The sequence below is a fragment of the Paenibacillus sp. FSL R5-0623 genome, from assembly GCF_037974265.1.
In the GTDB taxonomy this organism is placed as follows: domain Bacteria; phylum Bacillota; class Bacilli; order Paenibacillales; family Paenibacillaceae; genus Paenibacillus.
The window spans coordinates 5,196,814-5,216,367 of sequence record NZ_CP150233.1; the positions used below are offsets into that span (position 1 = coordinate 5,196,814).

The window sequence follows — 19,554 nt, forward strand, 5'->3', positions numbered from 1 at the left end:
CCAGCGACCAAGGCAATGGTCTCTGAAACATCAACAAATCCCCCTTTCAAACGGGAAAGGGGGATTTGTTTTATCTCAATTTATTTGAAGAGATTTAATTGGACCCTTCAATTCTTGGCAAGCATGGCGTTCATCAGGAATTGGAATACATCACCGTTAGGGATATCGCATTCACATTCGCCTGTCCGTCTTGTACGGTGCGTATCGTATCAACGCCTGCTTGTCCTTTTTCTACAATCACATTCCATGTCCCTGTGGGAACAGCGATGTCACGGTTTTCTTTTGCCGCGTTATAGATAACAACAATACGTTCCCATGAATCGCTGGCTGCTGTACCGTTCAATTCATAGGCTAGCAGCCCATTGCCTTTTTCTATCAGACTAACATACTTCTCGATCTCTTCCCGTGTACGAAGCCGAAAGGCTGGATGTTCTCGCCGAAGACGGATCAGCCCACGATAATAATCAAATACCGGCTTGAACAGCTTCTTCTGCTCCCAATGTATGGCATTAACCACGTCTCCACTCTGGTGGCTGTTGGCGTCCCCATATTTGCTTCGAAGCAGCTCATCTCCAGCCGCGATCAGGGGTACACCCTGGGAGGTTAGAACGATACCATTGGCAAGCAAACTACGCCTAACGGTCTCATTCTCCAGAATGTGTTCCGGATCAATCTGCAGGTAAGGCTTAGCCTTCTCTACAGCCTTTTCCACGCTCTCGCAACCACAAATACTTCCATCCTCGTTATAGCTGAGGAAATTCAGGGTATCGTGGAGTCCTTGTGTACGCGCGATTTTATCCCACAGATTGAGATTATCATGCACGGTTACATAGTTAATCGTCTCGGATGGACCATCCGTAAAATCCTCAATGGCTCCCCGGACGCCAGTCCACAATTCTTCTTCTTTCCCGTCCGCACCTGTCGCAAATCCCGTACCCACACCATCGCTGTCTCCCTTGATCACTCCGCGGAAATTATCGTTAAACACAGCAAAACCCGCCCCGCGCTGCGCTTCTTTTAGGGTCATATCATCTCCAAGCGGCGAATCCAGTGCGCCCCATGGTTCACCATATAACAATATGCAAGGTGACACTTCGGTGTGCAACTCCGCTGCAAGCTGTTTCATCGTAGTTGTGTCGATCAGGCCCATGAGATCAAATCGAAAACCATCAACATGGTACTCCTCTGCCCAGTAACGGACCGAGTCGATGATAAACTTACGAACCATGGTGCGTTCAGTAGCTACCTCATTGCCCGTACCTGAGCCATTGCTATAGGTTCCATCGGCGTTTTGACGATAGTAGTACCCTGGTACAAGTTTTTCAAAAGAGCTGCCTGCCGTATCAAACGTATGATTATATACCACATCCATAATGACACCTATTCCCTTGTTATGAAGGGCCAGCACCATTGATTTGAACTCACGAATTCGTGTCTCCGGCTCATCTGCACGTGATGCATAGGACCCTTCCGGGACATTGTAATGAAGTGGATCATATCCCCAGTTATAGTTGGAGGCATCAGACGTATCACCATCCACCCTGGATTCATCCACCGTCGCAAAATCAAATACAGGCAGCAGATGAACATGGGTAATCCCTAGTTCAACCAAATGATCGATCCCCAGTGTGTTGCCCTCCGAATCACGCAGACCCGTCTCGGTGAAAGCCATGTATTTGCCTTTATTTGTTATACCAGATGATGGGTGAATGGAAAAATCACGTACATGCAGTTCGTACAGGACTGCATCTACAGGACTGGTCAATTGCGGGCGAATATCCTCACTCCATCCCTTCGGATGTGTTTGCTCCAGTCTCACAATTACACCCATTTCTCCATTCATGGTCACTGCTCGTGCGTAGGGGTCTACAGCATGGGTTGAATGTCCATCTTCGAAAGTAGGCTTGTACATGTAACGGTAGCTGTTTAAATCACCCTCCAGTTCCAGAACCCAGATGCCTTGTTCTTTCTTTTGCATAGGTAACGCCTGCTGTTTCCGTTGATTGGGCTCTTCCTCCGGGCTCCCCCCTGTCAAAGGTGGGTACAGAATTAGTTCCATCTGAACGGCTAACGGTGACCAGACTTTGAAGTGACAGGACTGTGCTTCTAATGTGACACCTAAATCTCTTCCTTTGTATGTATCTTCTGAAATCAATAGTTCCTGCTTATCTTCTTCAATCATGTGTGTTGTTCCCCTCTCGTTGAGAAAATTGATGAACATGGATGGTACAAGTGCTCCTTACCCTTTATACCCGTTCTGCTGCCCAACCATAATCCGAATTACACAAAAGAAGACAAACGTCATGTAGATTCACATCACGCCTGCCTTCTTTATGGGTAAAACGATTCTCTCTAATGCGGTACCTGGGATTGGAAATCATTCCGGCTGGATTGATCCGCGTGGTACAAAACCACGTCCCCATCTTGCATCGGCCAGCTTCTCCCCTGACCATCTACCGGGCTGTTATCGAAACCTTCCATTTGCCATTGATTCATCAACGGTGCGTGAATATATTGTAGATGTGGCGCACTCGTATTGCCACTGCGCAATGTTTCGATATTGAAGTTAACCACAATGTAACCATCCCTCAGAAATACCATTGCCTTCTCATCCAACTGGTTTTGTCTGGCAAGTGGCTCTAAATCGGTTCCTTTGGGTACTGCATATACATCTGCTGGCAAGCTATATTCCCCATACCAGCGCTGAATCGCTGCATTCGCCCGATCTACATTAACACCAGATGGAATATCTGTTTTTGGGCCAATGAGTGTACGGATCTGTGAAGGAAGAATCATCCAGTCATAACGACCTACCCACGTTTTATGATGAGAGGTCTGATCCACGAAACGAACCATATGTTCCGCCATTGTACCCTGATTGCGTTCCTCCTCCGACAGTTCATAGGTATACTGATAACGCGCTGTATCACCTAACTCCGTACCGGGGACATTCCGCAACCGTGAGTTCAGAACAACAAAGCGTTTTTCTAAATCTTGTGCCGATCCGATACGAATGAGTCGTTCCTGTCCTCGATGGTAGTATAAATCCACTTCTTGCCGGGTGGTGCCATCTTTACTCACAAAAGAGAACGTCGGCGTGATTCGGATACCATCCTGTTTCCCAAACATGTTGCCCTTGGTTTTCAAATCAAACTTGAAATGGTAACCCGTCTTCACTGCAGCATTTCGGAAACCCTGTATCGGATGACTGCCGGGACGAATAGGCAGGACATAGGGAGCCAAATTACCTCGGGGATCTCCGTCTATACTGTTTCCTCCGGTCCAGTAGCTTACACCCGTTGGTTCGGGGCTGCCCATCCGCTTACGGAACACATTCTCCCAGTTGTAGTCTGAAATATCGGTGATGTGAAAATCATACAATCGTCCGATAACCTCTACAGCAACGGTATCTGCTGCGACATGATGAGTCAGATTGGTGTTGGCATCCTGTTGCTCTGTGAAGTTTGCAGGTGCATTTTCGGCGATATTTCGAAACTCGACCTGATAATTCCCTTCATCTAACCATACAGGGAGATAAAAAGGAGTGTCCAACTGATTTACCGGAATATCCACCCACGTCATGGCCGGAATAAACTGACTTCTGGCACCGTTATAAACATCGAATGGAAAACGAACCTGTTTGATCCGGAAATATTTCGCATAATCATGGTTTCCATAACCAGGGTAACTCGCTACATCCAGATGCTGCCCTGAGGTCGGTATCCGAACAATGAATGGACGCTCTAAAATAAGCGCAGCTCTGGTCGGATCTGGCGTAGTCTTCTGATTATGAGGCTGATCATCTGACACCCAGGCATAGTTCACAACTGGAGTATGTACTGTCACCGAGTTAATGCCCTGAATGGGGAACTTCTGATCCTGACCTCCGTTAACATTGCCAGAGAGCAGTCCATACGTAATCTCACCCGTGGTTGGCTGGTTAGCTTTGTTCATCAATGCGTTCTTGATTGTCAGACGGTTCTGGTACAGAACATTTTCTCCAATCACGCCAGGCTGCGGGATCGTCCCAGGTCTTGGAGCTGTTTGCTCCACAGGAGCAGGATCAACAATTGTCCCTCCATTAAAGATTACCTTGTCGTTATTAACGGTGTTCTCTCTAACCTCCGCTTCAGCTTCAGATTGAAACAATGACGTTTCATCTGGCGTAGGCGGTTCAGTCGAACCACCCGGAACCCCTTTGATACCAAGATCAATTTCTCGACATGGCGCAGGTTTCACATGATTGGTAACTGCTGTATCCATAGCCGATTGCAAAGTCGGTGGTGTATATGCATTGGGCGTCAGGGTCACGGTGTCACCATAACCGCCTAGCGCGTAGTTAGATACCTTTGCCTCATTTAACTTGTAAACCTCCAAGTTATCGATTTGCCAATAGCTATATGTCCTTGTTACTTGCATCGTTTTATCCCCGGGCACATCAAGTTCTTTGGGCTCAGGAGGTGTTCCTGGATCCCCCTCACCACTAGACGCTCTTCCCGGGATCGTCCAGGTTTTATGATACACCCTTTTCACTTTAACGGTGTAAGTAACCGTTCCTGTCATGTTAACCCAACGGTGCTGAAACAGATATTCCTTGGCCAAAACATTGGCATAAAGATCTTCCGAAGTTGGAATACCACGGGTAACATCAAACTTCTCAGATCCCCGATCGTCTGCCTTCAACACACCTCCGACAGACGGGTCCATAAGCGATGCTTCAATAACCGTGCCTCTACTCGGTGGGCTGATAGTCACAGGGCAAGCGTTCACAGGGTCGCCTCCCGGATCGCCATCATTACCACCTTCTCCATTATCTGTGCAATCCTTCACCTCAAGCACCTGAGTCCCTTGTTCATTCAGTTGCTGAGCAGAATCAAGAAAATGAGCTTTTATGGTCGTGCTACCTACGATCCCTTTTGTCGTGATTTTGCCATCAGCACCGATCGTTGCCACAGCCGGATTCGAGCTCTGCCACGTCAATTTGGGATGAACCGTCAGTTTATGAACAGAGCGATCCGGTTTGGTTAGAACGGCTTCTGCCTGTAGAGGTGTGGTATTGGCTTTACAAGCATTCGGCAGATTCACAACGAGTCCTGGCTCAGACGTGACTGTTATGGTGGCAGTATCCGAGATCAGATATGTACCATTGTTCCAGATCGCACGCACAGTGACCGTGCCTGGACTTTCGGCCGTTAACATCCCTGTTTTGAGCTCTATACTCGCAATCGTCTCGTCAGAAGAAAACCATTTGATCTCGGCTTCCCTTCGCGATACGTCGATGCCCTCACCAAAGGCTGTCGCACCATAGCCCTTCGTCTTCACCTTGGCTACCATCTGCTGAGTTTGACCTAGGGTAAGGGTTTTATTTGGGGTTACATCGATTTCTTTTTCTTCGTGAATCTTACCTTCCCAGAAGATGCTAACAGGGGTGTGGTATACCATCTTATATTTGGGTTTATTGCCTGGCCTAGTCCCATAAGGTTCCCTTTCAAAGAACTCAAACCCTTTGCCAGTATATGTTCTAAGATCCGCATTTTTTTCACTTGTAACTCTAGGACTACCTATTCCTTCATAACTATTTACCTGCTGATATTTTACACCATCAGGATCGTTCTTTAACTTAATATCAGTTACCATTTCCTTATCAATTCCTATACCTCTATATGGCTTCCAACTTAGTGGCGGCCATCTACTCATATCAACATTATCGGGAATTTCTGTTTTTACAGGGTATGCATCATAATCAGTTCCTCCGTTATCCACATCTTTGTGTGTGCCTTGATATTCTGCCCTAAATTCTCCTGAATCAAGTTGATACCAGTAAACTCCCGGTGTTCCTTGAGTTGGGTTTGCATCAACTGTTACTGCTGGCCCTTTCATGGATTTGGAACCATATTGTTCTTCTACGGCATTAGCTTTAAGAGTATCAAAAGTGCAGTAATAGACTGGTAATATCATAAATATAATTACTAAGATTCTATATAAACTTTTAAAACCACCTAATAGATAACGTTTAATATTAAATTTAAACACCACCAAAAGTTCTATTGATAGATTTGAACTTCTTTACCAGCATCATTCTTCAACATATATCCTCCCTTTACAGGATCCAGAGTATGTGATGACCAAAATTTGCTAGAAACCCCTTGCTTCAACATTGCGTTTGAATCATCTGGTAAAGTAATAAACCCTTTTTCTTCCAAATAGCTCACGTTAAATAATCGTTGAATTGGAATAGCTATATTATCATTCGCTCTAGCAATAGTTAAAAGATTTGACTTATCAAGTTTTGAAGTAAACGTTATCTCAGCGTAGGTAGAGAAGCGTCCCTTTTGTGCCCTAGTCAAGTTATTTTGATCTACAAATAACGTGGCGTACAGTCCCTTGGGCTTAGTCCCTCGGGTATCCACTACGATAAATCTATGGTACCTTACGACCCCCACATTATTTTTCAACGTGTACTCTGTGTTAACTATATTTCCGAAGTTACCTTTAATATATTTGTAATTTGATAGTGTCGTTAAATTCGTCCCCGTCGTGCCGACCTCTCTCATCTCATTCAGGTCACTGTACTTACCGGCATCCGTGCCCTCCACGTCCATATAACGCAGCAAAATGGCCGATACTTCTGCACGAGTGGTGGAATCCGCGGGTTTTAATGCGCCATCCTGGAATCCACCGACAATGCCTGTCCCACGGACAAGGGCAAGATACGGAGTCTGCTCGGCACGAATGGTGCCGCGGTTCACTTCCGGTGTGGGAAGCAGCGTATTTTGTGTATCGTTAAAAGCATCCTGGAAGCTGGCTCCGGACTTGATCAGTCCATTGGCAATCCATTTCATCATCTCGTAACGCGTTAGCTCCGCATTTGGATTGAACCCTTTGGCGTAATCGCCAGCGTTAATGAATCCTTGTCTTACAAGCTGGCTAACCGCCGCTTCAGACCAATGACCCTTGAGATCAGCAAAGGGATTCTGCCCCTCTACCTTCTCCAGTCCAGTCGCACGGGCAAGTATGGTTGCATATTCCCCACGCGTGATTTTGCCATTCGGACGAAACGTTCCGTCCTGGTAACCAGAGATCAGATTTTTTTCATAAGCTTTGGCAATTGTCGCTTGAGCCCAATGGCCCTTAATATCCTTGAACTTGCTAAGGGCAGTGTCACTTGTTCCCGATGCAGCATTCGCTGTTGACGTTAAATGTACGGGGCCAACGGGTAATAGTGTTGCTGCCAATAATGCTGTTGTCACCAACCCGACGATCCAACCGTTCCGTTTTTTCTTCTTCTCATGTCCTTCAATCTGCTTCTTCAATCTATTCACGCTCCTATGTACCTTAGTATGGGGATGCTTTACTTAGTCAACCTAGTCACTTCTCTTCATAACCAAAACCTAAATTTGCCATAATAATCAATATTCTACCATGTTGTACTAGGCTATTGGTATTATTTTTCGTCCATCCCCATCACTTCAAGGCGTGCACCCCTCCTTCCATAGACCCACTTCATTCGCCTAAAACACAAAAAAAGGCCATGAATCCGCAGATTCATAGCCTTATGCTTTAAGGGTGTGGTCTTTCTTATGATATTGAAAAATGAACTCACTCATAGAATAAACCATATCATTCCATTTGATCAACCTTTTTTATTTCATTCAGCTTTATTTTCCGTTTAATTCCTTGTAGGATGCTTCCAATTCCGTGATCAATTGATCACCACCGGCTTTTCTCCAGCTTGCGATTTCCTGCTCCCAACCTGCATCATCGATTTTACCCATAATGTACTTGGTCTGCGCATCCCAGATCATCTGATCCAGCTCCTGACCACGCTCGGTATAGATTGCCGAAGACAAGGTGAGTGCCGGATTGGCAATGGCGTACTGCTCATTCTCACGCGCCATCTTTGTACCTTTCATACCAATCGGAACATCAACCAGTTCAGGCACATTATAACCTTCAATGCTTAATAAATTATCCCGATATGGCTTCACTTCACGCTGATAAGCGTCAAAATCCTTAAGTTCGGTTTTCCCATCAGCAGTCTTGGTGTAGTGCACATCGAGCAATCCACGGAGCTGCAACGCACTTAATTCCTCATCCATCAACTGATCCAGGAACGTGAGAACCTGCTTCAATTGCTCCTCATCCGTAACGGATGCCTTCGGGATGACCAGCATTCCGTAGTTCCCTGGTTCTCCGGCGATGCGAATACCATCGGTTCCCTGGAACGGAGCCACATCAATTTCTCCATCCGGAGCGTTAGGTGTAAGCCGCTGCTGAGAGGACTTTCCGTTCTGAGCCACACCATTCAGCTTCATGCCAACCAGGCCTGAATCCATTTTTTTGTCCGCATCAGAAGGGTCTAGGGCAGGGAAATCACTATTAATCAGTCCCTCGCTGAACAGTCGCTTGAAGAGTTTCATCGTATCCACGTATTCCGGGGTCAAGAACTCCGGGGTCAGTTTCCCGGCATCGTCCACACCCCATTTGTTAACACCGCCAATACTTACAGCGATCCGCGTCAGTGGGGAAGAGACACCTTCATTATATTTTTTGAACAGCAGCGCACCATACGTATCCTCTTTACCATTCCCGTCAGGGTCGTCCTTGCGAATGGAGCGCATCACTTCATACCAATCATCCAGCGTTTTTGGTATATCCAGCTTCAACGTATCAAACCAATCCTTGCGATATACGATCGCAGTCCGTCCAATATCCCGGAAGTTTGGAATACCATAGACCTTGCCTTCAATTTTGATATTGTTAAAATAAGCTTCGGATTGGGCAGACAGGTTTTTATAATCCTTCAAGTAAGGCCCCAGTTCCCAGAACAGTCCCGTTTTGGCGGCATTAAATGTGGTCGGTACATAATTCACACGCATAATGGTTGGCATCTCACCTGAAGCAACCATAACATTCACCTTATCATCAAAAGCAGACTGCGGAATCCACTGTACATTGACATCCGTATTTGTATATTCCTCAATCTTCTTTTCAATCCCGTTCTCCTTGGCCGGTATATCTCCTACCTGCATTAAAGAGATGGAAATGGGAAGTTTACCTTCCCCTGCAGCAGGTGCTTTTTCTCCCCCGCAACCTGCAAGCAATCCAGCGGACATTGCACCAATTACAACGATTCCGCCTAAACGGGACATTGGACCTTTTGGACTCATGAACCATCTCTCCTTTTGGATAAGGTTATGTACACAGACCACTCCGATGACAGAACAACCTTCAGATCGCTGTTATCCCCAGATTTTTTTGATTCCCTTCTAAACAAGGGGAAAATCCGGGGATAAGCCTATGCTTCCGATGCAGCTTTCTTTCAGAAAGCTTTTAGGCGAACGCTTCGCTTCCTCAAGTTATTTCTGTCCTCTACGTTCTCATGTACATGTTAGTTGGACTTGTAAAGTTCAATCTCCACTCCTGCCAAAATGAACGGAGCGACCGACTTCGGATCATTGATCCGAATGGACTCGGTCACATAATACTCATAGGACCCGTCGCGATACGGGCTTCCTCCAAGACCGGCTCCGCCGTTACACTGCGTCAGGGACAGCACGCCTTCACGGTCCGTTTGCAGCAGATGCTGCAGCAGACCCTGATATCCTTTTTCCGCAACCGCTTTGAACTTGCCGCTTAGATATCCTTTACGCACACCTTTGGCCAATGCATAGACAAACATCGAGGTCCCGGAAGCCTCAAGATAGTTCCGTTCACGTCCCGGCTGATCCAGTAGATGTGGCCATAGTCCGGTCTGTTGATCCTGCACATGCACTAGTGCGTTTGCTACCCGTTCGAAGATACCCACAATCTGGCCGCGCTGCGGATGATCTACCGGCAGATGATCCAATGTATCCACAACCGCCATCACATACCAGCCCATTGCCCGACTCCAGACATGTGGTGAACATCCGGTCTCACCCGAACTCCATCGCTGCTCTTTGCTCTCATCCCAGGCATGGTACAAGAGACCACTACGCGGATCACGTGTGCGTTGCTCCACCAGCAAGAGCTGCAGAGCCGCCTTGTCAAACCACTTCTCTTCACCCGTCACTGCGCCATACTGGGTCAGATACGGAGTAGCCATGTATAATCCATCCAGCCACATCTGGAAAGGGTAAATCTTTTTGTGCCAGAACCCGCCTTCACTCGTATGTGGCTGTCCCTTAAGCTGAGTCATAAGCAACTCCGCAGCTTTGCGATACTTCTCTTCTCCCGTTTTCTCATGCAACAGGAACAGTGATTTTCCCTGATTGATCTGATCCAGATTATATTCCTCGATCGTATAGGAGCGAATGGAGCCATCTTCCTGAACGAAATGATCCATCAGCTCACGGATGTAGTCAAAATACTTTTGCTCCCCCGTGTGTGTATAAAGCTCCTCCAGTGCTTTCAAAAAGCAGCCGTTCTCGTAATGCCAAGTGGCGTACAGCTCATGGTTGCGATAACTTTCCATGAATTGCTGTGCCATGCGCACCGATGTGAATTGTAATGTTTCCTTCATGATCAAGCCCCCGCTTCCGGCTCTTTATTGAGCCTGCTTTTTGTAATCTTCGGCATATTCCTCACGAATCTTGTTTCCACCAGCATTGCCCCAATTCTCGATTTCCTTTTCCCAACCACTTTGATCGATCTTGCCCATGATGTATTTGGTTTGCGCATCGGCAATCACCTGATCCAGATCCGCCCCACGGTCACCATACGTTGGAGAATATAACGTCAACGCAGGGTTTGGCACAGCGTGCTCCGCCAGTTCCTTGGCAAGTGTCGTACCTTTTTCACCCAGTTCGGTATCCTTCAATTTCGGTACGTTATATCCTTCCACATAAGGAAGGTTGTCACGGTAAGGTTTCACTTCACGCTGGAATGCATCGAAGTCACTCATCTCCACCTGATCTTCGCCCACTTTGGTGTGATGTTTGTCTTCCATACCACGCATCAACAGGGTAGCCATCTCAGGGTCCATCAATTTATCGAGGAAGGAGAGCAGATCCTTGAGTTCTTCTTCCGATTTCACCGTTGATTTAGGGAATGCCAGAATTCCGGAGTTACCCGTCTGTCCTGCAACACGATCTCCGTTCGGTCCGAGCAAACCAGCGATGTCTACCACACCATCCGGATTGTTTTTGGACAGACGCTCTTGCTGACTTTTTCCGTTCTGAGCAACACCAACACGGATACCGACAACACCGGAATCATACTTTTTCTCCGCTTCCGTAGAGTCGAATACGGCAAAATCTTGATTCAGCAGTTTCTCATCGTACAAACGTTTCAGCAGATCCAGCACCTGCATATATTCCGGTGTCATGAATTCCGGCGTGAAGCTGCCATCATCTTCGACCTTCCACTTGTTAGGTGCACCAAAACTTACGCCAAGGCGTGTCGTGAAGGAATATTGATCCTCATTATATTTTTTGAAAAGCATCAGCCCAAACGTATTATCCTGACCGTCTCCATCCGGATCGGAGGTAGCCAGCGTTTTAATCGTTTCATACCATTCATCCGGTGTCGTTGGCACCTTAAGATTCAGCTTCTCGAACCAGTCCTTGCGATAGATCACTGTAGCCCGCGCAATATCGGAGAAAACAGGAACCCCATAGATTTTGCCCTCTACCTTGATGTTGTCAAAAAAACGCTCGTTCTGTGCTGACAGATTTTTGTAGTCTTTCAGCAAAGGGCCAACTTCCCAGAATACGTCGTTGCGCATTGCACTGGTCACCGTTGGATTATATTGCACCTTCACAATTTTCGGCATATCACTTGAAGCGATCATCACGTTAATTTTGTCATTGTAGGCCGAAGCCGGAATCCACTGGATATCCAGTTTGGTATTGGTATACGCTTCAATCTTTTGCTGGACCTCATTGCCTTTGCTTGGCACATCACCCACCTGTGCAATGGCTATGGACACATTTTGCACGCCGCCCTCGGCAGCCTGACCCTCGTCTGATCCGCATCCTGCCAGCAAACCTGTCACCAGTGCCAGTGTGCTCAAGACAGCTACGGCTTTCTTTTTTGTTGCTTTCATAACATGAAAACCTCCCTTTTTTTTATGCAGTCATACTGAACTGACCTTGAACCATCTGACGACTCAACCTTTCACCGAACCCAGCATCACTCCTTTTGCAAAGTGCTTTTGCAGGAATGGATATACCAGCATAATCGGAATCGTGGAGAACACGATAACTGCCATGCGAATGGTAAGCGGCTGGATCTCGGTCTCTTCGATACTCGTGTCGCCGATTCGGCTCTGTGCCAGAATGACAATCTCACGTAGCCAGACTTGGACAGGCCACTTCTCACTATCGTTGATATAGATAACAGCGCTGAAGAAACTGTTCCAGTGGGCCACCGCGTAAAAGAGTGAAAATGTCGCCATGGCTGGCATGGACAACGGCAGGACAATCCGGAACAATACGCTGACATCGTTACATCCATCAATTTTGGCTGCATCCTCCAGTTCATCGGGAATGGCTTGGAAGAAGTTTTTCAGTACAATCAAGTTAAATGCACTAATAGCGGTCGGTAGCATCAGCGACCACAACGTATCCGTCAGGTGCAAGGATTTTACGACAAAGTATGTTGGAATCATCCCGCCACTGAAGAGCATCGTGAACAATACACCGAGCAAAATGGGCTGACGTCCACGCAAATATCTTCTGGAGAGCGGATAAGCCATAAGTGACGTAAACAGCAGGTTAATGAAGGTACCAATCACCGTAATATAGATCGATACACCCAGACTGCGAATCAAGGTATCTGTAGAGAAAATGTAACGGTACGCAGCCAGAGAGAACTCTTTGGGAAAAAGAATAAATCCTCCCTTAGCCACTTCATGCGGACTGGTAAACGAGACGGCCAAAATATAAATGAACGGGATGACCGTCACGATTCCAATCAATAGCAGCAAGCCATGATTGAGAATATCAAAGATCCGGTTGCCCCACGTTTTATCCTGTTGCATCAATGTTCACTCCTATCTGGTGAAGAACGTCTGCACCCGAGGGTTAGTAGACGCCTTCCTCCCCGAATTTTTTGGCCATTGTATTGGCACCAAGGACAAGCGCCAGCCCGACAACCGATTTGAACAACCCGACAGCAGCACTATAACTGTACTGTGCCTGTGTAAGACCCTTCGTGTACACGTAGGTATCAAATACCTCGCCCACATCCCGGTTCGTCGGAGTCAGCATCAGGAAGATCTGTTCAAAGCCTGTATCCAGGAAATTGCCCAGACGCAGAATGAGCAAAATGACGATTGTACTGCGAATGGCCGGCAGCGTAATGTGCCATGTTTGGCGCCAGCGATTGGCACCATCAATCCGTGCAGCTTCATAGAGCTGTGTATCCACACCGGAAAGTGCAGCCAGGAAGATAATTGTGCCCCAACCGACCTCTTTCCAGATGGATTGTCCGACAATCATCGTTCGGAACCAACCAGGTTCAAGCAGGAACGCCACTTTTTGTCCTGTCAGGTTATAGAGCAATTCATTAATCGCACCACCCTCGGTTGTGAACAGCATGTAGAACACACCAACAACAACAACCCAGGAAACAAAGTGTGGAACATAAACAAGCGTTTGTACAAAGCGTTTGAACCGTTCACGGCGAACTTCATTCATCATGAGTGCCAGTACAATCGGTAGTGGGAAAAAGAACACAATGTTATAAATGGCTAGTAAAAACGTATTCCGAAATAATGTCCAGAACTGCGGTTCTCCGAAGAAACGTTGGAAATGTTTGAAGCCTACCCATTCACTCCCCAAGATCCCCTTGTAAGGGGTGTAATCCTGAAAAGCCATCGTGATGCCATACATGGGTATGTATTTGAAAATAACAAAGTAAAGCACACCCGGTATTAACATGATATACAGCCACCGGTTTTTGATAATGTCTCTCCACAGCAGGTTTTTGTCACTGCGGGTAGCGGGCCGTGTTTGAGCCGCCGTTTCGGCTTTCATATTGTCTTCCTCCCCACATTGGAAACGATTACAAAAGATCACTTCCTGAATTCATGTCTTCATTGTGGAGGATAAACGAATGACTGGCTATCGTCTCGTTTTAGCCTTTTATTTTTCCTTATGTAGCAAGGGTTTATCTCATTTCCCTCACAGAATCTAAAGGCATAATGAACTGCTTTCAACCTCCATATTCCTGTCTTAACTTCATGGAGAAAAGCAGTCTTCTTCCTTGTTCTGGACATGAAAAAGCCTGCCTCCCATGGCTGGCAGAGCAGGTTTGTTTTATCGCTGCTGCTCCCGGTACTTGCCGGGGGTTGTTCCTGTGATTTTGCGAAACGTACGGATAAATGCGGTTGGATTGGTATAGTTTAATTTCTCGGCAATCTCCGATATTTTAAGATTCGTTGTTTGCAGCCAAGTCTTCGCTTTTTCCATACGATACTCTGCCAGATATTCCGTAAAATTGACTCCAGCTTCCTTCTTGAATACCCGACTCAGGTAGACAGGGTGAAAATTAAGCTCTGCGGCACAAGCCTCCAGCGACAATTCACGATCATAACGTTCCTCGATCAAACGAATCATACGTCTTGCAATATTCATGTATTGGGATTCTTCCTGTTCTCGCCAGAAACGGATGACAGGCAGGAACAGCCGCTTGCGGAACCAATTGGTCATTTCGTCCAATGTGGACAACTTCAGCAAATGTGACATGGATGCTTTTTCACCCAGTACTTCGGCTACATCCCCACCTTGCTCCTGCACAAGCTGATATACACGAGACAATAACTGAACCATAATGACGGGGTATTCACTGAAATGAAGCTTTTTGTCTGCAAGCAATCCCAAATATTGCTTAAAATAGGCGTCAGTCTTTTCTTCATCTCCTTGCTTGAGCGCAGAAGCGAGCTGATCCTCAATCATGCGTAGTTGGGTATACAATGCGGCCTCCATCTGACCACGTGGCTGAATATCCTCGTAATGCAAAATAATACGGCTGCCCAGACTGACCCGACCTTGCAGAGCCTCGCGGCTCTCCTGAACCGCTCTTGGCGTATCGCCGATACAAGCGTAGGAACGGCTGATGCCGATACTTACGGGCAGATTCAGATAGGTTACGACACGTTCACGAATCCAGTCTGCCTGGGTATGCATCCATTCCTTCAGCTGCACCTCATCCCTCAGTTCGGAGGCAAGAACGGTAACCTGAGCATCATCCAGCATGACCGGGGTGAACCGAACTGCCGAAGGGAGTAGCTCACCTACCATATTATTGACAGCAAACAGCAGCAGATCGCGATCCTGTTCCTCATATCGGGTCCCTTCCAAGGTATCGATCTGGAGCATGAGTACACCAAGACTTGCCCACCCTGTCGGGAAATCGTACAATTCTCCCTGATATCTGAAATCTTCTTCCGAGATTTTGCCTGTCAGCAATTTGGTCATAAAAAACTCCTGGAGGTGCACATGCTGCCCCTTCATCTGCTCACGCATCGTTTTCTCCGAGCTGAACAAGGTTGACAATTGCTCCTCAATATAGATAAATTCATCCTGTCGGCGTCCTGACGGAGCAACTGGGGAATCCAACCCCTTCGTAAATTGCAGCAGTCTGGAGATCGGTGAGTACATCCGCCGACTGCCGTATATGGCGAACAATCCCGTTACACATAACATGACCAGTGTAGCGATCCCGGTAACCAATGCAATTTTCTGTGACTGGGCCGTAATCTGTCCAAGAGATACAACGGACACGTATAACCAGCCATTGAGCGGAGATTGCCTATAGCTAACCGCCACCTGATTACCTTCCACCTCCGCACTGAAGAAACCCTCTGGCTGGCCCGTCGTTTGCACCATTTCCTGGATTTCCTTATTCAGCCCGTCATATTTCCCGCCTTGCTGCATATCGTTCAGAAAATACTTCTGCTCCCGATCCAGAACGTACATATCTCCAGAATTCGTATTTCGGCTTAAGTATGTACTCAGTTCCGTATCGGCGATATCAATCACAAGAAATCCCTTTGGTTTCACATTGGTTGGTATCATCGGGATTTTGAATACCATACTGACCACATTATCCGATGATATAAGAGCAGGTGCCTGTTCGGGTGTTAGTTCACCCATACCTGCTGACACAGGTACACTTTCTTTGGCTGAACTGGCATTCTGAGTGACCCAGAACAGGCTGTTGGTATAACTTAGGTAGGAGCCAATTCGGTCTCGAATACTGAAATCATCCAATTTGCCAAAAGAACGCATCGACACGACCCAATCTTCATCCAGATTAACCAGATAGGCTTGGTCAATGTTCGTAACCGCTTGCAAGTTGTTAAAACCGGAGGTCAGATCACGAATCTCCTGAAACTCGCTGCTGTCTAGTGGTTTCTTCATCGCCTGTAGTACCAAGGGAGAATTAACATACTGGATGGATGATAATTGCAGGCTGCGCAGAACTTGTTCTACTCTCATTTGGGTCTGATGCAATATCTGAAGATTGCTCTCACGCACTTTCTGTTCAATGTCACGTGATGCAATCGTATACGAGACCGAACCAATAACAATGACCGGAAGGGCTCCGAGGATCAGGGTAAAGCAGAGCAAACGCAGTAAATACTTCGGCAAGAAGAGCATCCTCCTTTATACGTATGTTTATTAAAATAAATCGCTTTCATTGGATTAATTTACTATTGTTATTTTAAAACCCATTCTTATTCAAGTCCACTCATTTATTCTAAAGGTTGACTTCAAACCAATTTCCAGTTTATATTGGTTGCATATTCCTCAATCAAAGGAGAGATTTTTAATGTCGGTGAATGTTCTTAACTAACCAAGTTTCATATTCAGGAGTTTGGCCTTTCATTGCGCTTGTGCCCATATGGCATACGTGTATTTCATGATGCGCCAGATCCCTGTACTTAGTTAAGAACAGCGGATATCATAAATCGCCTCCGGGATTGTAATTGTCCGGGTCTATTTCCGCGCTGAGTTCAGCGCGGATTTTTTAATATAGACCTGTAGTGGACACTGCTTTCCCATACGTTTAGGGCGGAGAATGACGTTTGTTCATTCTCCGCCCTTTTTGCGTTTTCCAGGAATATGTTTCAGCGCGTCAACTGAAATCCCAATTCAAATTCAAGGAGAGATTACGCATGAATGAGAACACATTAAACAGTTTGGGCTATCCACAAATTCAAAAAAACGTTGCAGACTGCGCCCTGTCTTATCTGGGCAAACGTTATGCCAGAGAACTAAAACCGATGGCAGATGCTCACCTGATTCAGATTCGCCTGGAAGAAACAGCAGAAGCAGCTGCGTTGATTCGCTTCGGGGCCAGTATCCCCCTCCCTTCACTCGACGGAATGGAAACCATTATGGATCTGCTCGGCACCGGTTATCTATTCAGTGAACGCGACTTCAGTCATCTAGCTCAGTTCCTGCGGAGCTGTGCACAACTTATGAAATACATGGAGGGAAAATCCGGGGCTGCTCCCACCGTCAGTCGTTATGCAGCATCCATGATTCTGATCGAACCTTTGCTGAGTGAGATTGAGCGTTGCATCCATAGTGGACGCATTCAGGATCAGGCGAGTAAGGAACTGATTCGAATTCGTAAAAAAATAACGGTTAATGCGGAACGCATGAAACGAAAGCTTGATTCTCTGGTGAGTAAACATCGCTCCATTATGCAGGAACATGTCATCAGCCAACGGGGAGGAAGAACGGTTCTGCCCATTAAGAAAGAGTTCCGTAAACAGGTGAAAGGCAGTGTGCTGGATGAATCCGGGAGCGGGCAAACCGTATATGTTGAACCTGTTGAGTTAGTAACTCTGCAGATGGAATTGGCCGCTCTGCAAGCGGAGGAGTCCCGAGAGGAGATGAGGATTCTCGGTGATTTAACCTCCCTGGCCGAATCATATAACCGTGAAATCGCCCTGAACACCGAAACGGTAGGTGTATTGGACTTCCTGTTTGCCAAAGCCAAATATGCGGCCACCTTGGATGGACGTACCGTTCGAGTCAATACTCAGGGCCACATCAGCCTTCAACGTGCACGTCATCCGTTCATGGGTTCTTCCATGGTTCCCCTTGATTTTGCCATTGGCAAAACGTACTCGTCGCTCATTATTACTGGCCCCAATACCGGGGGTAAAACGGTCGCACTCAAAACACTTGGTTTGTTAACCTTGATGATGCAATCCGGTTTGCTTATTCCGGTCGAGGAAGGTGGCGAGATGGCTGTTTATAACGAGGTAGCGGTCGATATTGGTGACGGACAGAGTATGGAACAAGCGCTCAGTACATTTTCCGCACACATTCGCAATATGATTGGCATACTGGAACAGGCCAATACATCAACTCTTGTGCTCATTGATGAGATGGCTTCCGGCACAGATCCCGGTGAAGGTGTTGGACTTTCTATCGCCATGCTGGAGGAACTTCACAGCCGCGGAGCAACCGTTGTGGCGACAACACATTTTGGTGAGATCAAACATTTTGCAGCTGCCACCCCAGGATTTGAAAATGCCCGCATGGAATTTGACACCGTTTCTCTCCAGCCACTGTATCGATTGCGTATCGGAGAAGCTGGTGAGAGTTATGCTTACTCCATCGCATTAAAGCTGGGCATGCCACAGCGAATTATCGAGCGATCCAAGTCCCTGTCCGATCAAAGTAGCTCGAGAGATCGTACATTCGTGTTTACGTCACCTCCTTTGGAAACTCCGGTCCTAAAGCCTGATCGTCCCGTTACAGGAGCAAACGACCCAGCAGAGTTGTCCAAGCGAAATACGTTTAACCAATCAAAGGATTCCACCAGTTTCCACAAAAAGACAACAACCAGAGCGTCAGATTCTCCTGCCCCTGCAAAACCTTTTCGCAAAGGGGATCGGGTGTATGCGGCCTATCTCAATCAGTCGGGCATCGTCTGTGATGTGGAGGATAGCCGGGGAAATATCGGAGTCATGTTGAGAGGGCGCAAGGTCAAAATCCATAAAAAACGCCTGACCCTGCATATATCTGCTGATGAACTTTATCCGGGCGACGACTACGATCTGGACATCGTGATTGAGACAAAAGAAAACCGCAAGAAGCGTAAACTAATGGGACGCAAGCATGTGGAAGGCCTACAGATCGAATTACCGCCTGAAGAATAGCCGATGGGAGAAACAGATGTGGTGAACTGGAAGTCATATATACACAGTGAAATCCATAATCACAAGCACATTTCTGTTATACTGGGACCAGTATGTTCAACTTCAGCTCGTAGCTATTGTACAGGGAGGGAAGAACCGAATGTCTGCAGAACAAGACGATCAAGAGCACATCCATATCGATGATCTTGTCTGCCCGTTATGCGGGGAAGCTAATCGCTGTTCCTATGCCGCAGGACATCCTCATTCGGAATGCTGGTGTAACCGGGCTACTTTCCCCGAAGGTGTATTCGACCGCATTCCGGCAGAGCAGCGCCGAAAATCGTGCATATGTCAACGCTGTTTGGATGACTATGCCGATAAACTCCAACCAAAAGAAGAGCCACACAGTTAACAACTGTATGGCTCTTCTTCTATTATGCATTATCTAGACTGTTAGCCCCGCT

Annotated in this window: 11 protein-coding genes; 2 read left to right on the top strand and 9 right to left on the bottom strand. The window is 46.9% G+C overall.

The window, feature by feature from the left end; genetic code table 11:
* Window positions 1-133 precede the first annotated feature (133 nt).
* The 9 genes from pulA to MKY92_RS22905 all read right to left on the bottom strand — a co-directional run bounded on the left by pulA (window position 134) and on the right by MKY92_RS22905 (window position 16,580).
* Entirely contained in the window at window positions 134-2,182 is a 2,049-nt protein-coding gene (gene pulA, locus MKY92_RS22865) for a type I pullulanase (protein ID WP_339297763.1), read from the bottom strand.
* Between the two features lie 170 nt (window positions 2,183-2,352).
* Window positions 2,353-5,442: a DUF5704 domain-containing protein gene (locus MKY92_RS22870; RefSeq protein WP_339297764.1), complete on the bottom strand. Its 3,090-nt coding sequence runs from the start codon at window positions 5,440-5,442 to the stop codon at window positions 2,353-2,355.
* A 602-nt stretch (window positions 5,443-6,044) separates the two neighbouring features.
* Window positions 6,045-7,313: an S-layer homology domain-containing protein gene (locus MKY92_RS22875; protein ID WP_339297765.1), complete on the bottom strand. Its 1,269-nt coding sequence runs from the start codon at window positions 7,311-7,313 to the stop codon at window positions 6,045-6,047.
* 345 nt (window positions 7,314-7,658) lie between these two features.
* Entirely contained in the window at window positions 7,659-9,170 is a 1,512-nt protein-coding gene (locus MKY92_RS22880; RefSeq protein ID WP_017686865.1) for an extracellular solute-binding protein, read from the bottom strand.
* A 221-nt stretch (window positions 9,171-9,391) separates the two neighbouring features.
* Window positions 9,392-10,504: a glycoside hydrolase family 88 protein gene (locus tag MKY92_RS22885; protein WP_339297766.1), complete on the bottom strand. Its 1,113-nt coding sequence runs from the start codon at window positions 10,502-10,504 to the stop codon at window positions 9,392-9,394.
* Window positions 10,505-10,528: 24 nt separating this feature from the next.
* The gene (locus MKY92_RS22890; protein WP_339297767.1) at window positions 10,529-12,028 is read right to left on the bottom strand and encodes an extracellular solute-binding protein; all 1,500 of its coding nucleotides are present in this window, start codon (window positions 12,026-12,028) and stop codon (window positions 10,529-10,531) included.
* Window positions 12,029-12,091: 63 nt separating this feature from the next.
* The gene (locus tag MKY92_RS22895; RefSeq protein ID WP_076212380.1) at window positions 12,092-12,964 is read right to left on the bottom strand and encodes a carbohydrate ABC transporter permease; all 873 of its coding nucleotides are present in this window, start codon (window positions 12,962-12,964) and stop codon (window positions 12,092-12,094) included.
* Between the two features lie 43 nt (window positions 12,965-13,007).
* Window positions 13,008-13,961 carry a sugar ABC transporter permease gene (locus tag MKY92_RS22900; protein ID WP_339297768.1) on the bottom strand — a complete coding sequence of 318 codons (954 nt, stop codon included), beginning with the start codon at window positions 13,959-13,961 and terminating at the stop codon, window positions 13,008-13,010.
* A 282-nt stretch (window positions 13,962-14,243) separates the two neighbouring features.
* Window positions 14,244-16,580 (bottom strand): helix-turn-helix domain-containing protein, encoded by a 2,337-nt coding sequence (locus MKY92_RS22905; protein WP_339297769.1) that lies wholly within the window; start codon window positions 16,578-16,580, stop codon window positions 14,244-14,246.
* A gap of 527 nt (window positions 16,581-17,107) precedes the next feature.
* Between MKY92_RS22905 and MKY92_RS22910 the strand changes: the two genes are divergently transcribed.
* Both MKY92_RS22910 and MKY92_RS22915 read left to right on the top strand, forming a co-directional pair.
* Window positions 17,108-19,111 carry a DNA mismatch repair protein MutS gene (locus MKY92_RS22910; RefSeq protein ID WP_339297770.1) on the top strand — a complete coding sequence of 668 codons (2,004 nt, stop codon included), beginning with the start codon at window positions 17,108-17,110 and terminating at the stop codon, window positions 19,109-19,111.
* A 139-nt stretch (window positions 19,112-19,250) separates the two neighbouring features.
* A complete protein-coding gene (locus tag MKY92_RS22915; RefSeq protein WP_339297771.1) occupies window positions 19,251-19,502 on the top strand; it encodes a cysteine-rich CWC family protein in 252 nt (83 codons plus the stop codon).
* Window positions 19,503-19,554 lie beyond the last annotated feature (52 nt).